The 17426-nt window shown below is 43.1% G+C and carries 21 protein-coding genes and 1 pseudogene; 2 read left to right on the top strand and 20 right to left on the bottom strand.

Features of this window, described 5'->3' with window-relative positions; all coding sequences use genetic code 11:
• Positions 1-9 precede the first annotated feature (9 nt).
• The 10 genes from J5566_RS08035 to pyrH form a co-directional block, all read right to left on the bottom strand.
• Positions 10-516 (bottom strand): GNAT family N-acetyltransferase, encoded by a 507-nt coding sequence (locus J5566_RS08035; RefSeq protein ID WP_244228991.1) that lies wholly within the window; start codon positions 514-516, stop codon positions 10-12.
• Positions 506-1069, bottom strand: a complete 564-nt coding sequence (locus tag J5566_RS08040; RefSeq protein WP_208562854.1) for a GNAT family N-acetyltransferase — start codon at positions 1067-1069, stop codon at positions 506-508. Before J5566_RS08040 ends, J5566_RS08035 begins: the two co-directional genes overlap by 11 nt.
• Entirely contained in the window at positions 1053-2060 is a 1008-nt protein-coding gene (locus J5566_RS08045) for a PhoH family protein (protein ID WP_208562855.1), read from the bottom strand. Before J5566_RS08045 ends, J5566_RS08040 begins: the two co-directional genes overlap by 17 nt.
• A gap of 78 nt (positions 2061-2138) precedes the next feature.
• Positions 2139-2354: a YozE family protein gene (locus tag J5566_RS08050; RefSeq protein ID WP_208562856.1), complete on the bottom strand. Its 216-nt coding sequence runs from the start codon at positions 2352-2354 to the stop codon at positions 2139-2141.
• 5 nt (positions 2355-2359) lie between these two features.
• Positions 2360-2818: a DUF1801 domain-containing protein gene (locus tag J5566_RS08055; protein ID WP_208562857.1), complete on the bottom strand. Its 459-nt coding sequence runs from the start codon at positions 2816-2818 to the stop codon at positions 2360-2362.
• A gap of 2 nt (positions 2819-2820) precedes the next feature.
• Positions 2821-4191, bottom strand: coding sequence for a D-alanyl-D-alanine carboxypeptidase family protein (locus J5566_RS08060; RefSeq protein WP_208562858.1), 1371 nt, complete (start codon positions 4189-4191; stop codon positions 2821-2823).
• Between the two features lie 18 nt (positions 4192-4209).
• Positions 4210-5130, bottom strand: a complete 921-nt coding sequence (locus J5566_RS08065; protein WP_208562859.1) for a 2-dehydropantoate 2-reductase — start codon at positions 5128-5130, stop codon at positions 4210-4212.
• 9 nt (positions 5131-5139) lie between these two features.
• Positions 5140-5994, bottom strand: coding sequence for an RNA-binding virulence regulatory protein CvfB (cvfB, locus tag J5566_RS08070; protein ID WP_208562860.1), 855 nt, complete (start codon positions 5992-5994; stop codon positions 5140-5142).
• 64 nt (positions 5995-6058) lie between these two features.
• Positions 6059-6616, bottom strand: coding sequence for a ribosome recycling factor (gene frr, locus J5566_RS08075; protein WP_158456580.1), 558 nt, complete (start codon positions 6614-6616; stop codon positions 6059-6061).
• Between the two features lie 32 nt (positions 6617-6648).
• On the bottom strand, positions 6649-7380 hold the full coding sequence (gene pyrH / locus J5566_RS08080) for a UMP kinase (RefSeq protein WP_172043950.1): 732 nt from the start codon (positions 7378-7380) through the stop codon (positions 6649-6651).
• Between the two features lie 193 nt (positions 7381-7573).
• Between pyrH and J5566_RS08085 the strand changes: the two genes are divergently transcribed.
• Complete coding sequence (locus J5566_RS08085; protein WP_205031597.1) at positions 7574-8518, top strand: beta-1,6-N-acetylglucosaminyltransferase; 945 nt, start codon at positions 7574-7576, stop codon at positions 8516-8518.
• Positions 8519-8908: 390 nt separating this feature from the next.
• Here the strand turns inward: J5566_RS08085 and yghU are convergent, their stop codons facing one another.
• The 5 genes from yghU to J5566_RS08110 form a co-directional block, all read right to left on the bottom strand.
• The gene (gene yghU, locus J5566_RS08090) at positions 8909-9700 is read right to left on the bottom strand and encodes a glutathione-dependent disulfide-bond oxidoreductase (protein WP_208562861.1); all 792 of its coding nucleotides are present in this window, start codon (positions 9698-9700) and stop codon (positions 8909-8911) included.
• A gap of 6 nt (positions 9701-9706) precedes the next feature.
• Positions 9707-9994 carry a hypothetical protein gene (locus J5566_RS08095; RefSeq protein WP_208562862.1) on the bottom strand — a complete coding sequence of 96 codons (288 nt, stop codon included), beginning with the start codon at positions 9992-9994 and terminating at the stop codon, positions 9707-9709.
• A gap of 93 nt (positions 9995-10087) precedes the next feature.
• Positions 10088-10777 carry a 50S ribosomal protein L1 gene (rplA, locus tag J5566_RS08100; RefSeq protein ID WP_004194879.1) on the bottom strand — a complete coding sequence of 230 codons (690 nt, stop codon included), beginning with the start codon at positions 10775-10777 and terminating at the stop codon, positions 10088-10090.
• Positions 10778-10817: 40 nt separating this feature from the next.
• Positions 10818-11243 (bottom strand): 50S ribosomal protein L11, encoded by a 426-nt coding sequence (gene rplK / locus J5566_RS08105; protein ID WP_105109941.1) that lies wholly within the window; start codon positions 11241-11243, stop codon positions 10818-10820.
• 131 nt (positions 11244-11374) lie between these two features.
• The gene (locus J5566_RS08110; RefSeq protein ID WP_208562863.1) at positions 11375-11851 is read right to left on the bottom strand and encodes a hypothetical protein; all 477 of its coding nucleotides are present in this window, start codon (positions 11849-11851) and stop codon (positions 11375-11377) included.
• A gap of 72 nt (positions 11852-11923) precedes the next feature.
• Here J5566_RS08110 and J5566_RS08115 point away from each other — a divergent pair, with 72 nt between their 5' ends.
• The gene (locus J5566_RS08115; protein ID WP_208562864.1) at positions 11924-12277 is read left to right on the top strand and encodes a DUF3397 domain-containing protein; all 354 of its coding nucleotides are present in this window, start codon (positions 11924-11926) and stop codon (positions 12275-12277) included.
• Here J5566_RS08115 and J5566_RS10710 read toward each other — a convergent pair.
• The 5 genes and pseudogenes from J5566_RS10710 to J5566_RS08135 all read right to left on the bottom strand — a co-directional run.
• Positions 12264-12395, bottom strand: coding sequence for a hypothetical protein (locus tag J5566_RS10710; RefSeq protein ID WP_279630972.1), 132 nt, complete (start codon positions 12393-12395; stop codon positions 12264-12266). The genes J5566_RS08115 and J5566_RS10710 overlap by 14 nt on opposite strands.
• A complete protein-coding gene (gene gloA2 / locus J5566_RS08120) occupies positions 12388-12774 on the bottom strand; it encodes an SMU1112c/YaeR family gloxylase I-like metalloprotein (RefSeq protein ID WP_208562865.1) in 387 nt (128 codons plus the stop codon). Before gloA2 ends, J5566_RS10710 begins: the two co-directional genes overlap by 8 nt.
• A complete protein-coding gene (locus J5566_RS08125; RefSeq protein ID WP_208562866.1) occupies positions 12774-15137 on the bottom strand; it encodes a DNA translocase FtsK in 2364 nt (787 codons plus the stop codon). The genes gloA2 and J5566_RS08125 overlap by 1 nt, the downstream gene beginning before the upstream one ends.
• Before the next feature lie 123 nt (positions 15138-15260).
• Positions 15261-16613, bottom strand: a complete 1353-nt coding sequence (locus tag J5566_RS08130; RefSeq protein WP_208562867.1) for a glycoside hydrolase family 32 protein — start codon at positions 16611-16613, stop codon at positions 15261-15263.
• 18 nt (positions 16614-16631) lie between these two features.
• Positions 16632-17174: pseudogene (locus tag J5566_RS08135) on the bottom strand (ABC transporter substrate-binding protein); the annotation flags it as partial.
• Positions 17175-17426: the final 252 nt, after the last annotated feature.

Raw genomic sequence — 17426 nt, forward strand, 5'->3', positions numbered from 1 at the left:
ATTTGTCTATTATTGTTCAATCCATCGTTCCACAAGTGTGACAGGGATACATGCTAATTCTTTTTCTGCCAAATAGGAAAAGCCACATTTTATCCAAAAAGCCTTTGCCTGTGGGTTACTGGAAACATAGCCCAATCGTACTCTTGACAAATGGGCTGGCAAGCCTGCCAAGACTTCTTCAATGATAGCAGAGCCCAAGCCTGTCCCCTGTACAGCTTTATCCACCATAAACAGTCCGATGTAGGCAACCTCCTCAGTCGGATAACCGTCAATCAAGTCCAGTATGGCCATCAAGCGATTATGCTCCCAATAGCCCAGAAAATACTTGTCTGACAAAGACTTCCCAGGTGGACAAGTCACTAGATCATTGGCCAGGCTTTCCAGACTTGGTAAAGGTGGAAAATGCTCAAAATAGAGGGGATTGGTCTGGTAGAGGGCCAAAACCTGCTCCAAATCAGCATCTGTCAATTTCCGCACTTGGAAACGGCTGGATAGATTATTCAGTTCAATGCCCATAAAACTTCTGCCATTCCTTCCGATACAATTCATAGTAATAAGAAGTAACCCGCTGACCAGCAATCACTTTATCAGCCTCTTTTTGAGTCACTAGCTGAAAGCCCATTTTTTCCAAGAGACGCTTGGAGGCTTGATTTTCCTGGGCGTGCCCAGCCTTGACCACTTCAAAGTCCAAGTCCAGCAGTAAAAGGTCCAAGACAGCCTGCAAGGCCTCGCTTGCCAAGCCCTGACCCCAATAAGCCTTATTGAGAATAAAACCGATAGACAGGGACTTGTCTTGCTCTGACAGCCCATAGGTATCCAGCGTTCCAATCATCTTCTGCTTACTTTTTAATTCTAAGGCATACTTACCGACTGGATCCGACAAGTAGATTTCTTCAATACCACGTCGGGTATCTTCCAAAGTCTGATTTACAGGGAAGGTCCAGCGAGTCGTTTCCTGGTCAGAGGCATACTCGTACATATCCTCCAAATCCACCATACCCACAGGGCGAAGCCGTAGGCGTTTGGTCTCCAAAACCGAATACTTAGCCAGCTTATCCTTGAGACTCACGAGCTTCCTCCTCGACTTCCTCCGCCTTCTTCTGCAAGGCTGGTGCCACATCGTAGGCTCGGATAATCTCCGCAACGACTGGATGGCGAACCACATCCTTGGCTGAAAAATGCACGAAATCAATCTGCGGAATCCGACTCAATTTCTCCGTCGCATCAATCAAACCCGACTTAACATTGCGAGGTAGGTCAATCTGGCTAATGTCCCCATTGACTATCATCTTGGAATTAAAGCCCAGACGAGTTAGGAACATCTTCATCTGCATAATAGTGGTGTTCTGTGCCTCGTCCAAGATAACAAAGGCATCCTCCAAGGTCCGCCCCCGCATATAGGCCAGCGGGGCAATCTCAATAATCTCGCGCTCCATTAGGCGCGTGGTCTGCTCCTTGCCTAAAATCTGGTAGAGGGCATCATAGACAGGACGCAAATAGGGATCTACTTTTTCTTTCAAGTCCCCTGGCAAAAAGCCTAAACTTTCTCCCGCTTCTACCGCAGGACGTGTCAGGACAATCCGCTTAACCTGACCCCGCTTGAGGGCTGTTACCGCGAGAGTGACCGCTAAGAAGGTCTTACCTGTACCAGCAGGTCCAATCCCAAACACGATATCATGACGCTTTACGCTGTCCACATAGAGTTTTTGACCAAGGGTCTTTACGCGAATGGGTTTGCCGTAGTTGTCCTTGATGATCTCTTCTTCGTAGAGGGCTACAAATTTTTCAATCTCATCATTTTTGACCATAGAAATAGCCGTGACCACATCAGGCGTATTGATGACCAAGCCCCGATTGACCAAAACCAATAGGGACTGGATAACCAAACGAGCCTGTTCCACCTGCTCTTCCTGACCGATAACTTGCACAACTTCTGTCCGTGCATGAATAACCACGCCCAATTCCTGCTCCATCAGCCGCAGGTGACGCTCATTAGACCCAAAAAGACTAAACAAATCATCAGGGTGTTTTAAGTGAATATCAATCGAATGTTCTAGCAAGTCTTGCTCCTTTTCCTGTGCTTTTTTCTATTATAACAAAAATAGCCCTAAGTGGACTATTTTCCTTTCTTTTCAAGCCTAATGCTCCAAATAGTCTTCCCAAATCCGATCAAAATCACTCATGGAAAAACTAAAGCTAGCTGATTCTTCTAAAAAACGACAGACCACATCGAAATCATCGGACTGTTTGGGAAAATCCGATTCTTCAAAGGCATAGTCTGCCAAAATAGCCACTGGCGCATCACTCTTAGGATTACGCTGGGCCATTAACCAAGTATAAAAACTTTTTCTCACAATGCTTACTTTCTAATATGGTTTTCTTCATAGAGCTCGATATACCGCTCCATGCTCATCCGACTGATCAAATCCCCGATTAATTCAAAGGGGATATTCTTGGGATTTTTCATACGGATGCAGGATTTCCCCATGTCCAGCTTGGTCGGCACCACTTCCTGATAAGCTACCACAAACCAGTCATTGAGTTCTTTGTCCATATAAATCCCCATATGGTAAAGGGCAATATGGGCCTTTTGGGAAGCCAAAGCGACAAATGGCAAAGGTTCCCCTGGCGTACAATGATAACCAGCCGGATAGGCAGATAGGGGTACATAGTAGTTTATCATCCCCCCTAAAACACCTACCTCAAATCCCGCAGGCAGGTGGTCCAGAATCACCTGATGCAAATGTTCCACTGCCTGTCTCCTATTTTCTGGCAGAGCCTCAAAATAAGCCTCTACACTTTCAACATCATATAACATCGTTACCTTCTTCTATTTCTACGAGACAGCTGTCCAGATTCTTTGGCCTGCTTCCGTTTTCTCCGATTTCTATTCAACGAATAGTGAAGTATTCCCATCAACATAAGGAAAATCAAAAGGAGCAACCATGGCCAGTAAGCCAACCACTGCTTCCATTGATCAAGCATGCCACTAGCAAGAGTGGCTTGAGTCTCTGTCTGGCTGCTCGTGCCTGACGGAGCAGAGGTACTCAACACTTCCACAGCCTGACCGGCTGAAATAATTGGGCTGACCTGGTCCAAACCAGTATCAAGGACTACTCGCCCATCAGCAATAGACAGGTTTGGACTGCTGCCTTTTGGAACCGTTGCAAATAAATCCGCTTCCAGATTAACAACTTGACCATCCACTTCCTGCTGACCAGCTGCTAGAACTTTCTGGTAATCAAATTCAGCGTAAGCCTTTTCCATCAAGGCATTGCCAAATGGGTGGCGGTAGTATTCGCCATTTTGATCTTCCCAACTACCAACCCCCATAATTACCGTAATAAACCGTTGTTCACCCCGATTGACCGTAGCAATATAGTTAAAAGCACCTCGTGGACTAGAGCCTGTTTTTAACCCATCGACTCCCTCAATCCCATACAGAGCACCTGGTAGGGAGTAATTATAGGTCTCGAACCTTTCCTCATACGGAGTCCCAGCCTTAACTGTTACCACAGGGTGCTTGGTGTGTTCCAAAATCTCAGGATAATCTTTCAAAAAATGATAGGTCAAAATAGCCATATCACGCGCTGTTGTTTGGTTAGCACTATAAAGGTCATAACGCGTTGGATTGTAATATCCTTCAAAAGCCGATGCTGCCGCTCCGCTTGGATTATACCAATAAGAATTGCTCATGCCAAGTTCTTGGGAGATGGCATTCATCTGGTCTATAAAGGCATCGGGGTCATTGTTGGACAAGAGATTGGCCAACATAATCGTCGCAACGTTTGAAGAGGGAACAGCTGTCATAGTAATCAATTCTGAGACAGTATAGTCGACACCTGCGACAATCGCATTATTGGAAATGGCATAGATGCCTGCAATCGCCTGGTCACTTTCTGTTGCTCGAACCAAGGTATCCTCAGAAATGGTCCCAGCTTCAATTGCCTGATAGGTCATGTATAAGGTCAAGACCTTACTCATACTGGCTGGGTCGCGGACCTCATCTACATTGTCCTGCCAGACAATAGTTCCTGTATGGGCATCAATGACAATGCTTGACTTAGGACGGTTGATATCGCTCACTTCGTAGCCCGCCGCCCTTGTCAAATCCAGCAGTTCATCAGCCCTGACAGATAATGAGAAAATTGATAACAAAAAAATACTAGCCAACAGAATGAACTTTTTCATTTTCAATTCCCCTCCATCCTAACGCAAGCCTAAGATGCTTTCTTTGGTATGGATCATATCCGTCACCATTTGACAAAAAGGAGTTGGAATGCCCACTCGCTTGCCTTTAAAGACGACTGCTCCATTCAAGAAATCAATTTCCGTCTTGCGACCATGTTGAACCAAATCCTGATGCATTGAAGGATAGTGACTGGCTGCTTTTTTAGACGCATCCATTATGTACTTCCAAATACCTTCTTCATCAATGGTGCCAACCTCAGCCTTGGCAACTGCGATAAATTCATTAAAGATACCTTGCACCAGATTCAAGCCAGATTCCGTTCCAAACAGTTCACCGATCGTACAATCCAAAATCGTACAGGTAGGATTCATGGTCCCATTGACACAAGCTTTTTGCCAAATCGCTTGAATCACATTTTCATCGTACTGGGCATTGAGACCTGCCAGATTGAACATTTCCACGATCGGAGCCACTGCTTCTACCTGGCCAGACAGGTCTTGCAAGGAGATAGAACCAGGTCCCTCTAAATGAGCATGGCCTGGTCCTTTCAAACCAGCCAACCAAATAGTCACACCCACCATGATATTTTCTTCCGGCACAAATCGGCGCATTGTTGTCGCATGCCCCAAACCATTCAAGAGACTGAGAACCTTGGTCTCCTTGCCAATGATTGGCTTGATGTCCTGCAACATTTTCGGCAACTGATCCGCCTTTGTCAAAAGAATAATCAAATCTGCCTGTCGTGTCGCCTCAGTCGGCAGCATAATCGGTAACTGCACTCGATCTTCTACATCACCAGTAATCAATAGGCCGTCCTGTCGAATCGCCTCGATATGAGCTGGCCAATTATCCAGTAGGATTACTTCATTCTCGGTTTTGGACAATTGGTAACCAAAGCGACAGCCCATAGCACCCGCACCAGCAATATAAACTAACATAGTACCTCCTTATATAGTCTCCGTTCCAAACGCATCTTGTTTAATTTTTCCAGCCTTCATCAACCCACCGAGAGCTTTCTTAAATTGCCCCTTGGAAATCCCAAAGGTGGCTTTAATATCTTCCGGAGAAGACTTGTCGTTCAAGGTCATAAAGCCTCCATTGCTCTCCAAATAGGTCAAAATCATCTGGGCATCATTTTCTAACATCTCAAATGAGCGTGGTTTCAAGGACAGGTTTAGCGTCCGGTCGACCGCTCTAAAGCCAATTACCCGCACTTCCAATTCCTGACCCAAACGCGGTTCAGAGTAGCGTTCATTTGGATGAATAAAGCCCAACATATTGTTATCAGGTAGATAGACAAAGGTCCCTGACATCTTTAAACGGTAAACGATAGCACGCAGGGTTTGGTTCTGCATATTGTCATAAGCAGGACCAGCCATCTTTTGAAAATCTTCTTGAAAGGCTGGCAAGGCCCAGATACGATCTTTCTTATCCACATCCAACTTCACATAGAGTTGATCACCTTTTTTAGGCCAGAGCTCCTTGATTTCAGGCAGGATATCCAAAGACACCACCACTTCCTTATCCGGCAGACCTGTATCCAAGAAAACACCCAGGTCCTTTCGAACTTCCGTTACCCTACCCCAACCAAAGTTGGTCAAACTAGCGCTAACTTCCTTGGTGGTCATCCGCAAACGTTGTTTCATGTCTGGATAGACAAATCCCTTAACGGATTCCCCGATTTGATGAGGGCCTTCTTCCTTGGCTAGAGCCAGGGTTTGTCCTTCTTTTTGAACAAAATAAAATTGGTCATTTTCGTCGATAACCATGCCGGTCACGACAGTTGCAAGTAAACTAGTCATGTCACTCTTCTTTCTATATATGGCGAAAAAGGGAGGACAGAATCTGCGCCCCCCTCCATTCGTATTATACTTCCAACAATTCTTTTTCCTTGTCAGCAGTCATTTTATCAATTGTCTTGATGGCATCATCCGTCACTTTTTGAATATCTTTTTCAAGCGTCTTCAAATCATCTTCAGTGATTTCCTTGGCTTTTTCAGCTTTTTTCGCTTCATCCATAGCATCACGACGGATATTACGGATAGCAACCTTAGCGTTTTCACCAACTTTTTTCACATCTTTTGCCAAATTCTTACGTGTTTCTTCTGTTAATGCAGGGATAACCAAACGGATTACCGTACCATCAGACTGCGGTGTCAAGCCAAGGTCAGAGGCATTTAAGGCACGCTCGATATCTTTCAAGATTGACTTGTCAAATGGTGTAATCAAGAGAACACGCGCTTCCGGAACGGTAATACCAGCCAATTGGTTCAAGGGAGTTGGTGCACCGTAATATTCTACTGAAATGCGGTCCAACAAACTAGCATTGGCACGACCAGCACGGATGTGGCTGAACTCACGTGCCAAACTTTGATGAGACTGGTTCATACGTTCTTGCGCTTTCGCAATAATTTCTTTTGACATAATACTTCCTTCTTTATAAATTTTTTTGTAGTTTAGTTTTCGACAGATGAGTTTGAGACAGTTGTACCAATTTGTTCACCAAATACAACTCGTTTGATATTACCAGGTTCATTCATATTGAACACCACCAAGTCGATATCATTGTCCATAGACAAGGTTGAAGCAGTCGCATCCATGATTTTCAAGCCACGGCTAATCACTTCGCGGTGGGTCAGTTCATTGAATTTAACTGCATTGGCATCTTTCTTCGGATCGGCATTATAAACACCATCCACACCGTTTTTAGCCATCAAAATGGCATCCGCTTCAATTTCGGCTGCACGAAGGGCTGCTGTTGTATCCGTTGAGAAATACGGCGAACCAATTCCTGCTCCGAAAATAACAATGCGGCCTTTCTCAAGGTGACGAAGGGCACGTCCACGGATATATGGCTCAGCAACAGACTGCATAGCAATCGCAGTTTGCACACGGGTATCTACACCTAGCTGCTTGAGGGAATCTGCCATAACGAGCGCGTTCATGACAGTTCCAAGCATCCCTGTGTAGTCTGCCTGCACACGATCCATACCAGCTTCTGCAGCAGGCTCACCGCGCCATAGGTTACCACCACCGATTACCAAAGCGATTTGCACACCCGAATCCGCTACTTCTTGGATTTCTTTTGCCATTTCCTGAACTGTCTTGATATCGATACCGACTCCACGCTCACCAGCAAGCGCCTCTCCAGACAGTTTAATCAAAATGCGTTCATATTTTGGTTTCATCTTCTCACCCCTCTATTTTATCCCTACTATTCTACCACAAATTTCTCATTTTATATAGCTAAATCTCTTCAAGAAAAAAGAAAATGTGACTACATAAAGTATGGTGTCGATTACATTTTTCAAAACTTGTAAAACTTTAACAATTAAGGTAGAATTAGAAGAATACTTCGATTGAAACTGAAAAGGACCCACGATGAAAAAACACGCTTATCTAATAATTGCCTATGATAAATTCGAACAACTTGCATTTCAAGTGTCACTCCTAGATGACCCACGAAATGATATTTATATTCATATCGATAAGCGTTCTGCATTATCTGATGAAACCATCACACTTATCAAAAATTCTGCTCAGAATTCTAAGATTTATTTTACTCCGCGAATGGCTGTTTATTGGGGGCATTTTTCCCTTGTTGAGTGTGAACTCCTACTTTACCAAACAGCAAGCGACAATGAAGAGTACGCTTTCTATCATTTACTTTCTGGAGCAGATCTACCACTTCGTTCTCAAGACTATATCCACAACTTTTTCCAGAAACATGCAGATAAAACCTTTGTTACACGCTTCAATGAAAAACAAGCAGAGGATCTTAAACTTTATAGAGTTGTTGAACATTATCACTTTTTTAGAAAAATTACGCCACGAAACCTATCCCCTTTTCCTCGAAAAATCTTACGTGCTTATCAAATTATTGAAAGCAAATTGCAAACAATCCTTCGTGTCGATCGCTTGCATGGAAAACGTAAGGAAATGGGATTTGATGGTTATTCACAATGGAAATCAATCAACCATCGTGTCCTGACAGCAATTCTTTCTGAAAGAGATTTTATCAATAAACATTTTCATCATACTTTCTGCTCAGATGAATATTACTTTGGGATGACACTCAAAAAAGCCGGTCTCTTAGATACCATCTACCACCAACCAGCTGTAAATGATATTCCTAATGAATTTCAAGGTAATCTTCGATATGTTAACTGGTGGGATGGTCATCCGTACGAATGGACAGATTCAGACCATGACAAGGCACAAATCGAGCAAGGAATTGCACTTGGACACTTCTTTACTCGCAAATTCGACCTAAACAAATATCCTGGTCTAAAAGACTTTATTCAAGAAAAAGTAAAGGAAGCCTAAAAACCAGGATATTCTCAAAAAACAACATACTAAGAAGACTCCTATTTCTGATAAACTAAAATAGGAGCCCTTATTATTTGCATTAATTAGACCATATATTACTCATTTTTTATTCATCTTATAAGACTTCTGTAGTTCAGACTTTTATCTATTCCTTAACCTGTTCTCACCAGCTCACATACTATTATAAAACACTATACTTTCCAATAATGCAACTAAAAAATACTTTTATCCGTTGGTTCCCTGTTGATGGCAGAAGGCTGACCTTATAAAAGTATTTTTATTATGTCTCAATTTATAACAAAAAGCTTCTGGTTCCCAAAAACTTTCAGTAAGCATTTGTTCTTTTTGTTATTTTCAAGTCTTGCTCTGACGGATAATCTTAGATGGCTAGACTTCTTCGATTGCCTGATAGCTGGCTGTTAGGCCCCGTTGGACACCTGGTCTTTGAGAAATCTTTTCCACCCAAGCTGTCAGGTGACGGTAGGAAGCGACATCCAGAAACTCTGCAGAACCTGGATACAAAGCTCCTTGTGCCAAGCGACCATACCAAGACCAAATAGCAATATCTGCGATGGTATAGGTATTTCCAGCTACATATTCTCTTGTCGCCAATAGTTGATCCAAGAGACCCAGCTGACGCTTGGTCTCCATTGTATAGCGATTAATCGGGTATTCTTGCGCTGTCGGAGCGTAATGGAAGAAATGTCCAAATCCTCCACCAACAAATGGAGCGGCGCCAGTTTGCCAGAAGAGCCAATTAAGGACCTCTGTCCGCTCCGCCCAAGCTTTCGGCATCAATGCATCAAATTTTTCTGCTAAATATAGGAGAATATTGGCTGATTCAAAGACACGAACGGGTTCTCTTTCAGAATAATCTACAAGCGCAGGAATCTTAGAGTTTGGATTGATGCTTACAAAATCAGAGCCAAATTGATCTCCTTGACCGATATTGATGAGAAAGAGGTCATAATCAGCTTCCGAAATACCTAATTCTCTTAGTTCTTCCAACATGATAGCTACTTTAATACCATTTGGCGTTCCCAGAGAATAAACTTGGAAGGGCTTGTCTCCTTTTGGTAGTTTTTGTTCAAAGCGAGCTCCTGCAGTTGGACGGTTGCCGGAACGGTTATCATTTTCATCTTCCCACTTCCATACGAGTGGTTTTGTATATTCTGTCATATGTTTTTAATCTACCTTTCTTGGGATAAAGCTTGCCATTCGGTAATGATTTTGAAGTTGTTGAATGTAAAGAGAAAGCTGTACCAACTCTTTTGGTGCATGGCAGGTCAAGGCTGTCAACTCTGCATTGACATAGCGTCCCAATCGTTCAGCAAGCAAGTAGAGATTTTCAGCTTGATCAAGCTTTTTTGCTGTTTCAAAAACCTTTTCACGCAAATCGGATGTGATAGCATCCTCTCGTAGCTGATAAACCGCCGAAAGATGACTATAAAATTCTTCACGGTTCACCTTCATAGTTACCTCCTCAATCACTTTTACGTATATTATATAGCCCAATCCATTGAATATCAACTAAAAAAGATTGCCCTAAGACAATCTTTCAAGTGATTAAAGTGAGTTAGGATCAACTTTGATACCAACACCTTGTGTTGTAGTGATAGATACTGAAGTCATGTAGGTACCTTTTGCAGTAGCTGGTTTAGCTTTAGCCATTACATCGTGGAAAGCTTTGAAGTTTTCAACGAGTTTGTCAGCGTCAAATGATACTTTACCGATAAGAGCTTGTACGATACCTGCCTTGTCAGCACGGTAAGTGATTTTACCACCTTTAGACTCTTCAACTGCTTTAGCAACATCCATAGTTACTGTACCAGTTTTAGGGTTTGGCATCAAGTTACGTGGACCAAGTACGCGACCAAGACGTCCAACAACTGCCATCATATCTGGAGTTGCGATAACAACGTCGAAGTCCAACCAACCACCGTTGATTTTAGCAACGAGGTCATCTTCACCAACAAAGTCTGCACCAGCAGCTTTTGCTTCTTCTGCTTTAGCACCACGTGCGAAAACAAGAACGCGTGAAGTTTTACCAGTACCGTTTGGCAATACCATTGCACCACGGATTTGTTGATCTGCTTTACGTACGTCGATGTTCAAGTTGTAAGCAACTTCAACTGACGCATCAAATTTAGCGAAGTTAGTTTCTTTTGCAAGAGCAACAGCTTCTTCTACGCTGTACAATTTTGTGCTGTCGATTTTCTCAAGAGCAGCACGCAAGTTTTTGCTTTTTTTAGCCATGTTATATGTCTCCTTGTAATCAGATAATCTTGGGTGCTACTTAGTCAGCAACAGTGAATCCCATAGAACGAGCGGTACCTTCGATCATACGAATCGCAGCTTCAAGAGAGGCAGCGTTCAAGTCAGGCATTTTAGTTTCAGCAATTTCTTGTACTTGTGCACGAGTAACTGTTGCAACCTTAGTTTTGTTTGGTGTACCTGAACCTTTTTCAACACCTGCAGCTTTTTTCAAAAGAACAGCAGCTGGCGGTGTTTTAGTCACGAAAGTGAATGATTTATCTTCATACACAGAGATAACGACTGGGATAATCAAACCAGCTTGATCAGCTGTACGAGCGTTAAACTCTTTAGTGAATCCCATGATGTTGATACCTGCTTGACCAAGTGCTGGTCCGACTGGTGGAGCTGGAGTAGCTTTACCTGCAGGAATTTGAAGTTTTACGAGTTTTTCGACTTTTTTAGCCATGATATAAAATCCTCCTATTGTGGTTTTGGCGGTAATTACAGATTTTTACCTCCCACAAATATGTGTTTTGCACATACCTTCTCATTATACACTAAATTCCAAAAAAAGCAAGCATTCATGCTCACTTTTTCTTATTTTTCTCCTATCGCTACTCCAACCATTCGAAAAAAAGTTTCCATTTCCTCCAGGCTGGTTTTTGACCCCTTTTCCAGTCGGTCAATTTCTTGTCCGTCTGAGAAATAAGCCATGTAAGGAACTGTTTCGATGGTAAGTTGTTGACGAAAGTCCTGAATGGCCTTGTCTTCACGGTTCTCGGTATCTAAATAATAAATCTTTGGTCGCAAACTACTTGGACTTTCCGAATAGGTCATTAAAAATTGATGGCAATGAGGACAGCTTGCACGCCCCGCAAAAAGGACAAATTCTTCCCCACTTGCCAATAATGCTACAAGCTCTTCCACTTCCGTTTTATGAAATTCACTGACTACTTCTGCATACCATCCTTGGTCCAACTGGGATTGTTCAGTTGAACCTGTAGTTGGTTGGATCAATTGGTAAATAAGGAATAGCCCACAGACAAGAATAAGGATTCCGATAACTTTTTTCATTTTTTTCTCCCAGCTATTTCATTCTATTAGAAACTGGTTTACAATTACCTCATTTTTTTATAGAATGAAGCTATGATTATTCTAAAAATTGCTTCGATATTATTTTTATTTTTAACGCTAGCTGCATCTATTATTGCCATCAAACTATTCGGCTTGGAAAAGAAGGGTTGGAACTTTGCAGATATTGCCTTCCCACTCTATTTCATCGAATCCTACATCATCTCTGATCGGATGTTTTACCACAGCTTGCTTCCCCATTTGGTCCTCCTCTTGGGATTCTTAGCTATTGGGATTGCCAGCTTCTTTCTGTTGAAAAAAAGAACTTTTTCCTACCGTCGCTTTTTCAAATTTTTCTGGCGATCTGGTTTCATTTTGACCTTCCTCTTTTACCTAGCTCTTGTCATTACCTTGTTCACCCTGAAATAGTAGGCTGATAATTGGCAAGTGGCTGGTCGATAAAGACAAAATCAAATCCTTCAACAATATCATGATAGAAGTTGGGAGCTGTCGCATCTGCGCCTTGCTCCCACTTCTTTTTATTCATGAATTTCCAAGGGCAGACCATCTGGGTCAAAGAAGAAAGCCATCTTCTTCCCATCAAAATCATCTGTTCGTAGGACTTCATGTCGAATGCCCAAACGGTCAAATTCTTCTAAGCAAGCCTCCACATCTGCAACCTGAAAGGCGAGATGCCGAAGCCCTGTATGTTCAGGAAGAGGCAGGGCAGGACGAAGGGGAGCATCTGGTTTGATGAAAATTTCTAAGATAATATTTCCTTTTTTGACATTGAAGAGAATGTCATTTTTTTCTGGTCTGATGTGTTCATCCAACTGTTCAAAGCCCAATTTATCGACATAAAATTCTCTTGTTTGCTCATAATTGCTGCCGATGATGGCAATATGATGGACTGCTTCAAATTTCATTACTGTGTCTCCAATACCTTTCTAGGTTTGGTTCCTTCTGCTGGACCAATAACCCCTGCGGCTTCCAATTCTTCCATGAGTCTGGTTGCTCGGTTAAAGCCGACAGATAATCGGCGTTGGATCATGGATGCGCTAGCTTTTTGCGTTTCGACAACCAAGGCCCGTGCTTCATTAAAGAGCGGATCTCCTCCAGCATCCCCGAAACCAGTATCACCATCGCCTTCTGCCACATCACCAGGATCAAATGTCTCATCATAATCCGCCTCAGCTTGCTCTTTGATAAAGCTCACAATGGCTTCTACATCATCATCTGAAATAAAGGAACCTTGCAGACGGACGGGGTGGTTTTCATCAATCGGTTTAAAGAGCATGTCACCACGGCCCAAGAGTTTTTCAGCGCCATTTTCGTCTAAGATGGTCCGACTATCTGTACCGCTTGATACCGCAAAGGCAATCCGCGACGGTACATTGGCCTTAATCAAACCAGAAATAACATCAACGGATGGACGTTGGGTAGCAAGAATCATGTGAATCCCAGCTGCACGAGCTTTTTGCCCCAAACGAATAATGGCATCTTCCACTTCCTTGCTGGCTACCATCATCAGGTCGGCCAACTCGTCCACAATCACGACAATCAAGGGCAGAGGAATCTGCTTTTCATTTGAACGGCTGTTAAACTCCTCTACCTTGGCATTGTAACCTTCCAAGTTTCGAACACCAATATGGCTAAAGAGCTCATAGCGTTTTTCCATCTCGTCCACAACTTTTTGAAGGGCACGAGCTGCCTTGCGAGGATTGGTCACTACTGGAATAAGCAAATGAGGAATATCGTTATAGACGGACAATTCAACCATTTTAGGATCAATCATCATGAACTTGACTTGATCAGGTCCAGCCTTCATCAAGATAGAAGAAATAATCCCGTTAACCGCAACAGACTTCCCTGAGCCAGTTGAGCCTGCTACGAGCAAGTGGGGCATGCGCGCCAAGTTAAAGGAACGAACAGAGCCATTGACTGCTTTCCCAAGTGGAATCTCCAAGAGTTTGTTGGCATCCGTTTTTGATTGTTCCCAAAGTTCGCGGAAGGGTACCATGGCCACTTCTGAGTTAGGCACTTCGATACCAACTAGGGATTTACCAGGAATCGGTGCTTCAATACGAACATCCTTAGCAGCAAGGGCCAGGGCCAAATCGTCAGCTAGATTGGAAATACGGTTAACCCGAACTCCGACTGCCGGTTTGACTTCGTACTTGGTAACGGAAGGACCAATCTCAGCTCGCTCTACTGCTACTTTAATCCCAAAGCTGGCAAAGGTTTCTTCCAAAACCTTGATGTTTTGACGGACTATTTTCTTCTCGTTTCCTTGTCCTTTTGATTTGACCGGCGCAAACAGGTCAATGGACGGTAGCTTATAAGTCAGATTTTTCTTTGGTTGAAAATCAATCTGGATATCCTGTCCATCATCTTCAGATACAGCTTGCTGCTGAGCAGGAAGTTCTTCCTCATCTTCAATCAATAAAACTGGAAATTCATCTTCAACCTGACTATCATATCCTGAGATAATCGGAACTAAGGGAGCTTCCTCTTCTAATATCTCTCCCGTTTCAAGGTCCACATTTGGATGGAGAAGGGCAACTGCCTCTCTCTCTTTCGTCTCTTGTTCTAACCTAAGAGTCGCTCGTTCAGCTTCCAAGGCTGCTTGCTGCGCAGCTTTTTCCGCACGTTTTTCCTCTTTTTGAACTGCACGAAGAGCTCTTTTTTCTGCCCTATCTTGACTTGCCTGACTCATGCGCTGGCCAGCATGTCCAAGAAACTCTCCGACATCATAGACAGACCAGGGACTGATGAAAAAGAGGCCAAACAGAACCAACAAACCTGCAATTAAAAAGGTCCCAATATTGGCAAAAAGGAAGGAAACCGGCAGGTAGAGAATCCCTCCGATTAAGCCTCCACCTAGAAATTCCGTCACCTTCAAACCAAAAAGATCCTTAAAGGCCAATTCTAAGGTATGTCCAAATAAATCTCGTCCTGTATAGACTTGATCAAAATAAGCCTGATAAGCCAACAAGAATCCCATAATGAGAAATCCGATTCCCAGGCGCGTTCCTTCCCTCTCCTTTATTTTCGGTCCTACAAATGCAATGATAAATGCCGCAATCAAACCGAGGTAGGCCAAACTACCAATCAAAAGGCGGGTTATATTATATAGTGTTATACCAACTGCACCCAAGCGCAGCATGGTAAAAATGAGTAGAAACAGGAACAGACCACGGACTACAAAATTCTGGACTGTCTGTCTCTGCGCCTGCTCAGCCTTGGTCGGTCTGCGGGTCGACTTTCCTTTTTTACTTGACTTTGCCATATCTTCCTCAACTTTCTCAATCTCTTTATTTTATCATAATTGACAATTTTTTTCACATCAGAAAAAGTCCTGCATTCACAGGACCTTTCTTGGAGTGAGAGAATAATTTAGGGGGGGACAATATTATTTAATTGCCCGCTGACCTTCTACATAGAAGGTTGAGGTCAAGGTTTCTTGACCGTCGTTGACAAGGATTTCCATACAGTTGGTGTCAATCAAGACCAATAAGTCTGTTGCTCTTACAGTAACTGCTCGGCGAACCGTTGGCCACTCTTCTTCACCAGCTTGCTGGATTTTGAGGTGACTACGGTCAATATAGACTTCTTGGCTTTCCTTATCGTAACCAAATTGCAGGTAATCTTGGTCGCTTCCAAGTTTTAGTTCCAAACTGTCTTCCAGTTTAAGAGAGAGCTTACTTGGACCTTGGATACTTTGTCCAATTTCAATATCCTTGAAGGCTTCCAAGACACTTGTTGGCAGAACTTGGTGCAATCCGTTTTCAGTCTTCTTGAGAATGCGTGGAAGGGTCATCTGACCGTACCACTTATGGCCTAAGTCATTGGTCACCAACTTGCGACCCCAGGTGTGCATCCAGGCTACCATGACACGTTCACCTTCTGGACCTTCGGTAGTCTGAGCTGCGTAGAAGTCATGTCCGTGGTCAATTTCCTTAAAGAAATCTGCCACAAAGACCTTCTTATCCCAGTCTACACGACCTGTCACAAAGATGTTGGAGTTGATATTGGTAAAGTTATTTCCGTCTTTTTGGTAACGCATTGGAGAGATAATCAGGTACTCTTGACCATCTACTTCAAAGTAGTCAGGACATTCCCAGACAAAGCCTTGGTTGGCCTCACCTTTCAAGAAGATAGACTCAAATTTCCAATCCGTCAGGTTGGGAGAGCTGAGTAAGACGATGCAGCCGACATTGTCCTTGTGCTTGGTTGTGACAACAGAGTAGTAGTGACCATCTTTCTCAAAAATCTTCGGATCGCGGAAGTCATTGGCAATCACTTCTTCTGGCAGTCCTTCTGCTGTTGCGACTGGATTCTGCTCGATTTTTTCAAAGTGAATACCATCAGTCGAGAAAGCCATGTTCTGAACTTGACTAACTGTCCCGTCTTCATTGACGATGTGACCTGTGTACATGAGCCAAAGGACATCATCTTTGACAATAGCAGAGCCCGAGAAACAGCCGTCTTTATCGTAAGCTTTATCAGGAGCTAGGGCAACTGGAAGCTGCTCCCAATTGACCAAGTCCTTACTTTTCGCATGACCCCAGTGCATCGGTCCCCAAACACTCTCGTAAGGGTTGAATTGGTAGAACAAATGGTATTCTCCACGGAAGTAGACAAATCCATTGGGGTCGTTAATCCAGCCTGTTTCTGGTGTTAAATGGGCTTTCGGTTTGAAAACCGGATTGACCTTTCCTTTTTCTGTCTGAATAAATTGATTGGCTTCTACTACTGTTTTCACAGGCAGCCTCCTCTTATATTACTGATTTGCTTTGTATTGATCGTAGTATTTTTGCTTGATAGCTAACCAATCAGAAAGACCATAGCTTTCCAATTCTTTCAAGTAGCTATCCCACTCTTCTTCGATACCACCGTTTACAATCCATTCTGCACGTTTACGGTAGATGAAGTCGTTCATATCTGCTTCAACTTGGGCAATCTTATCCAAATCTTCTTGTTCCATGAAGACACGAGGGTAGATATCATCGTTGGTCACATAGTCAAGATAGGTTTCATGCATCAAATCCAAACGCCATTTGGCATCGTCTGGCATTGTTGTCACAGTTCCGTAGTACTCATCAAGAATAGCAAGTGGTCCACCAACTTCTGTCTTCTGACGCAATTCGCCCGGTGCAGTACCGTTCAACGGCAAGTGTTTCAAGCTATCTGTCGCTGCATCGTATTCGAAGATGTTTTGTTGGGTTTCATCACCATAGGTACCCCAGTTGTTTTGAACAGACTGGATTGGTTTGTATTGGGCATCGATCCACTTGGCTGTCAATTCCAAGTTTTTTGAAACGTTTCATTTTTCTTATAAAAATAAAACCAACCGTTTATTGATGATTTTATTTTAACATTGTAACCGTTTTCTGTAAACTGCTTTTTAAAAATTTTGGGAACTATATACTAGTTTACACCACCAACAACATATAGTATTTCCGATAATATTAAAAAAGGCGACTTCCAAGCAGAAATCGTCTTTTAATAATGTCTAAATTCTTCTGGATGTTCGGTCATATACTCTGCCAACCATTCCATACCATAGGCTATTTCA

It is taken from the genome of Streptococcus suis, from assembly GCF_017601095.1.
Classification (GTDB): domain Bacteria; phylum Bacillota; class Bacilli; order Lactobacillales; family Streptococcaceae; genus Streptococcus; species Streptococcus suis_Z.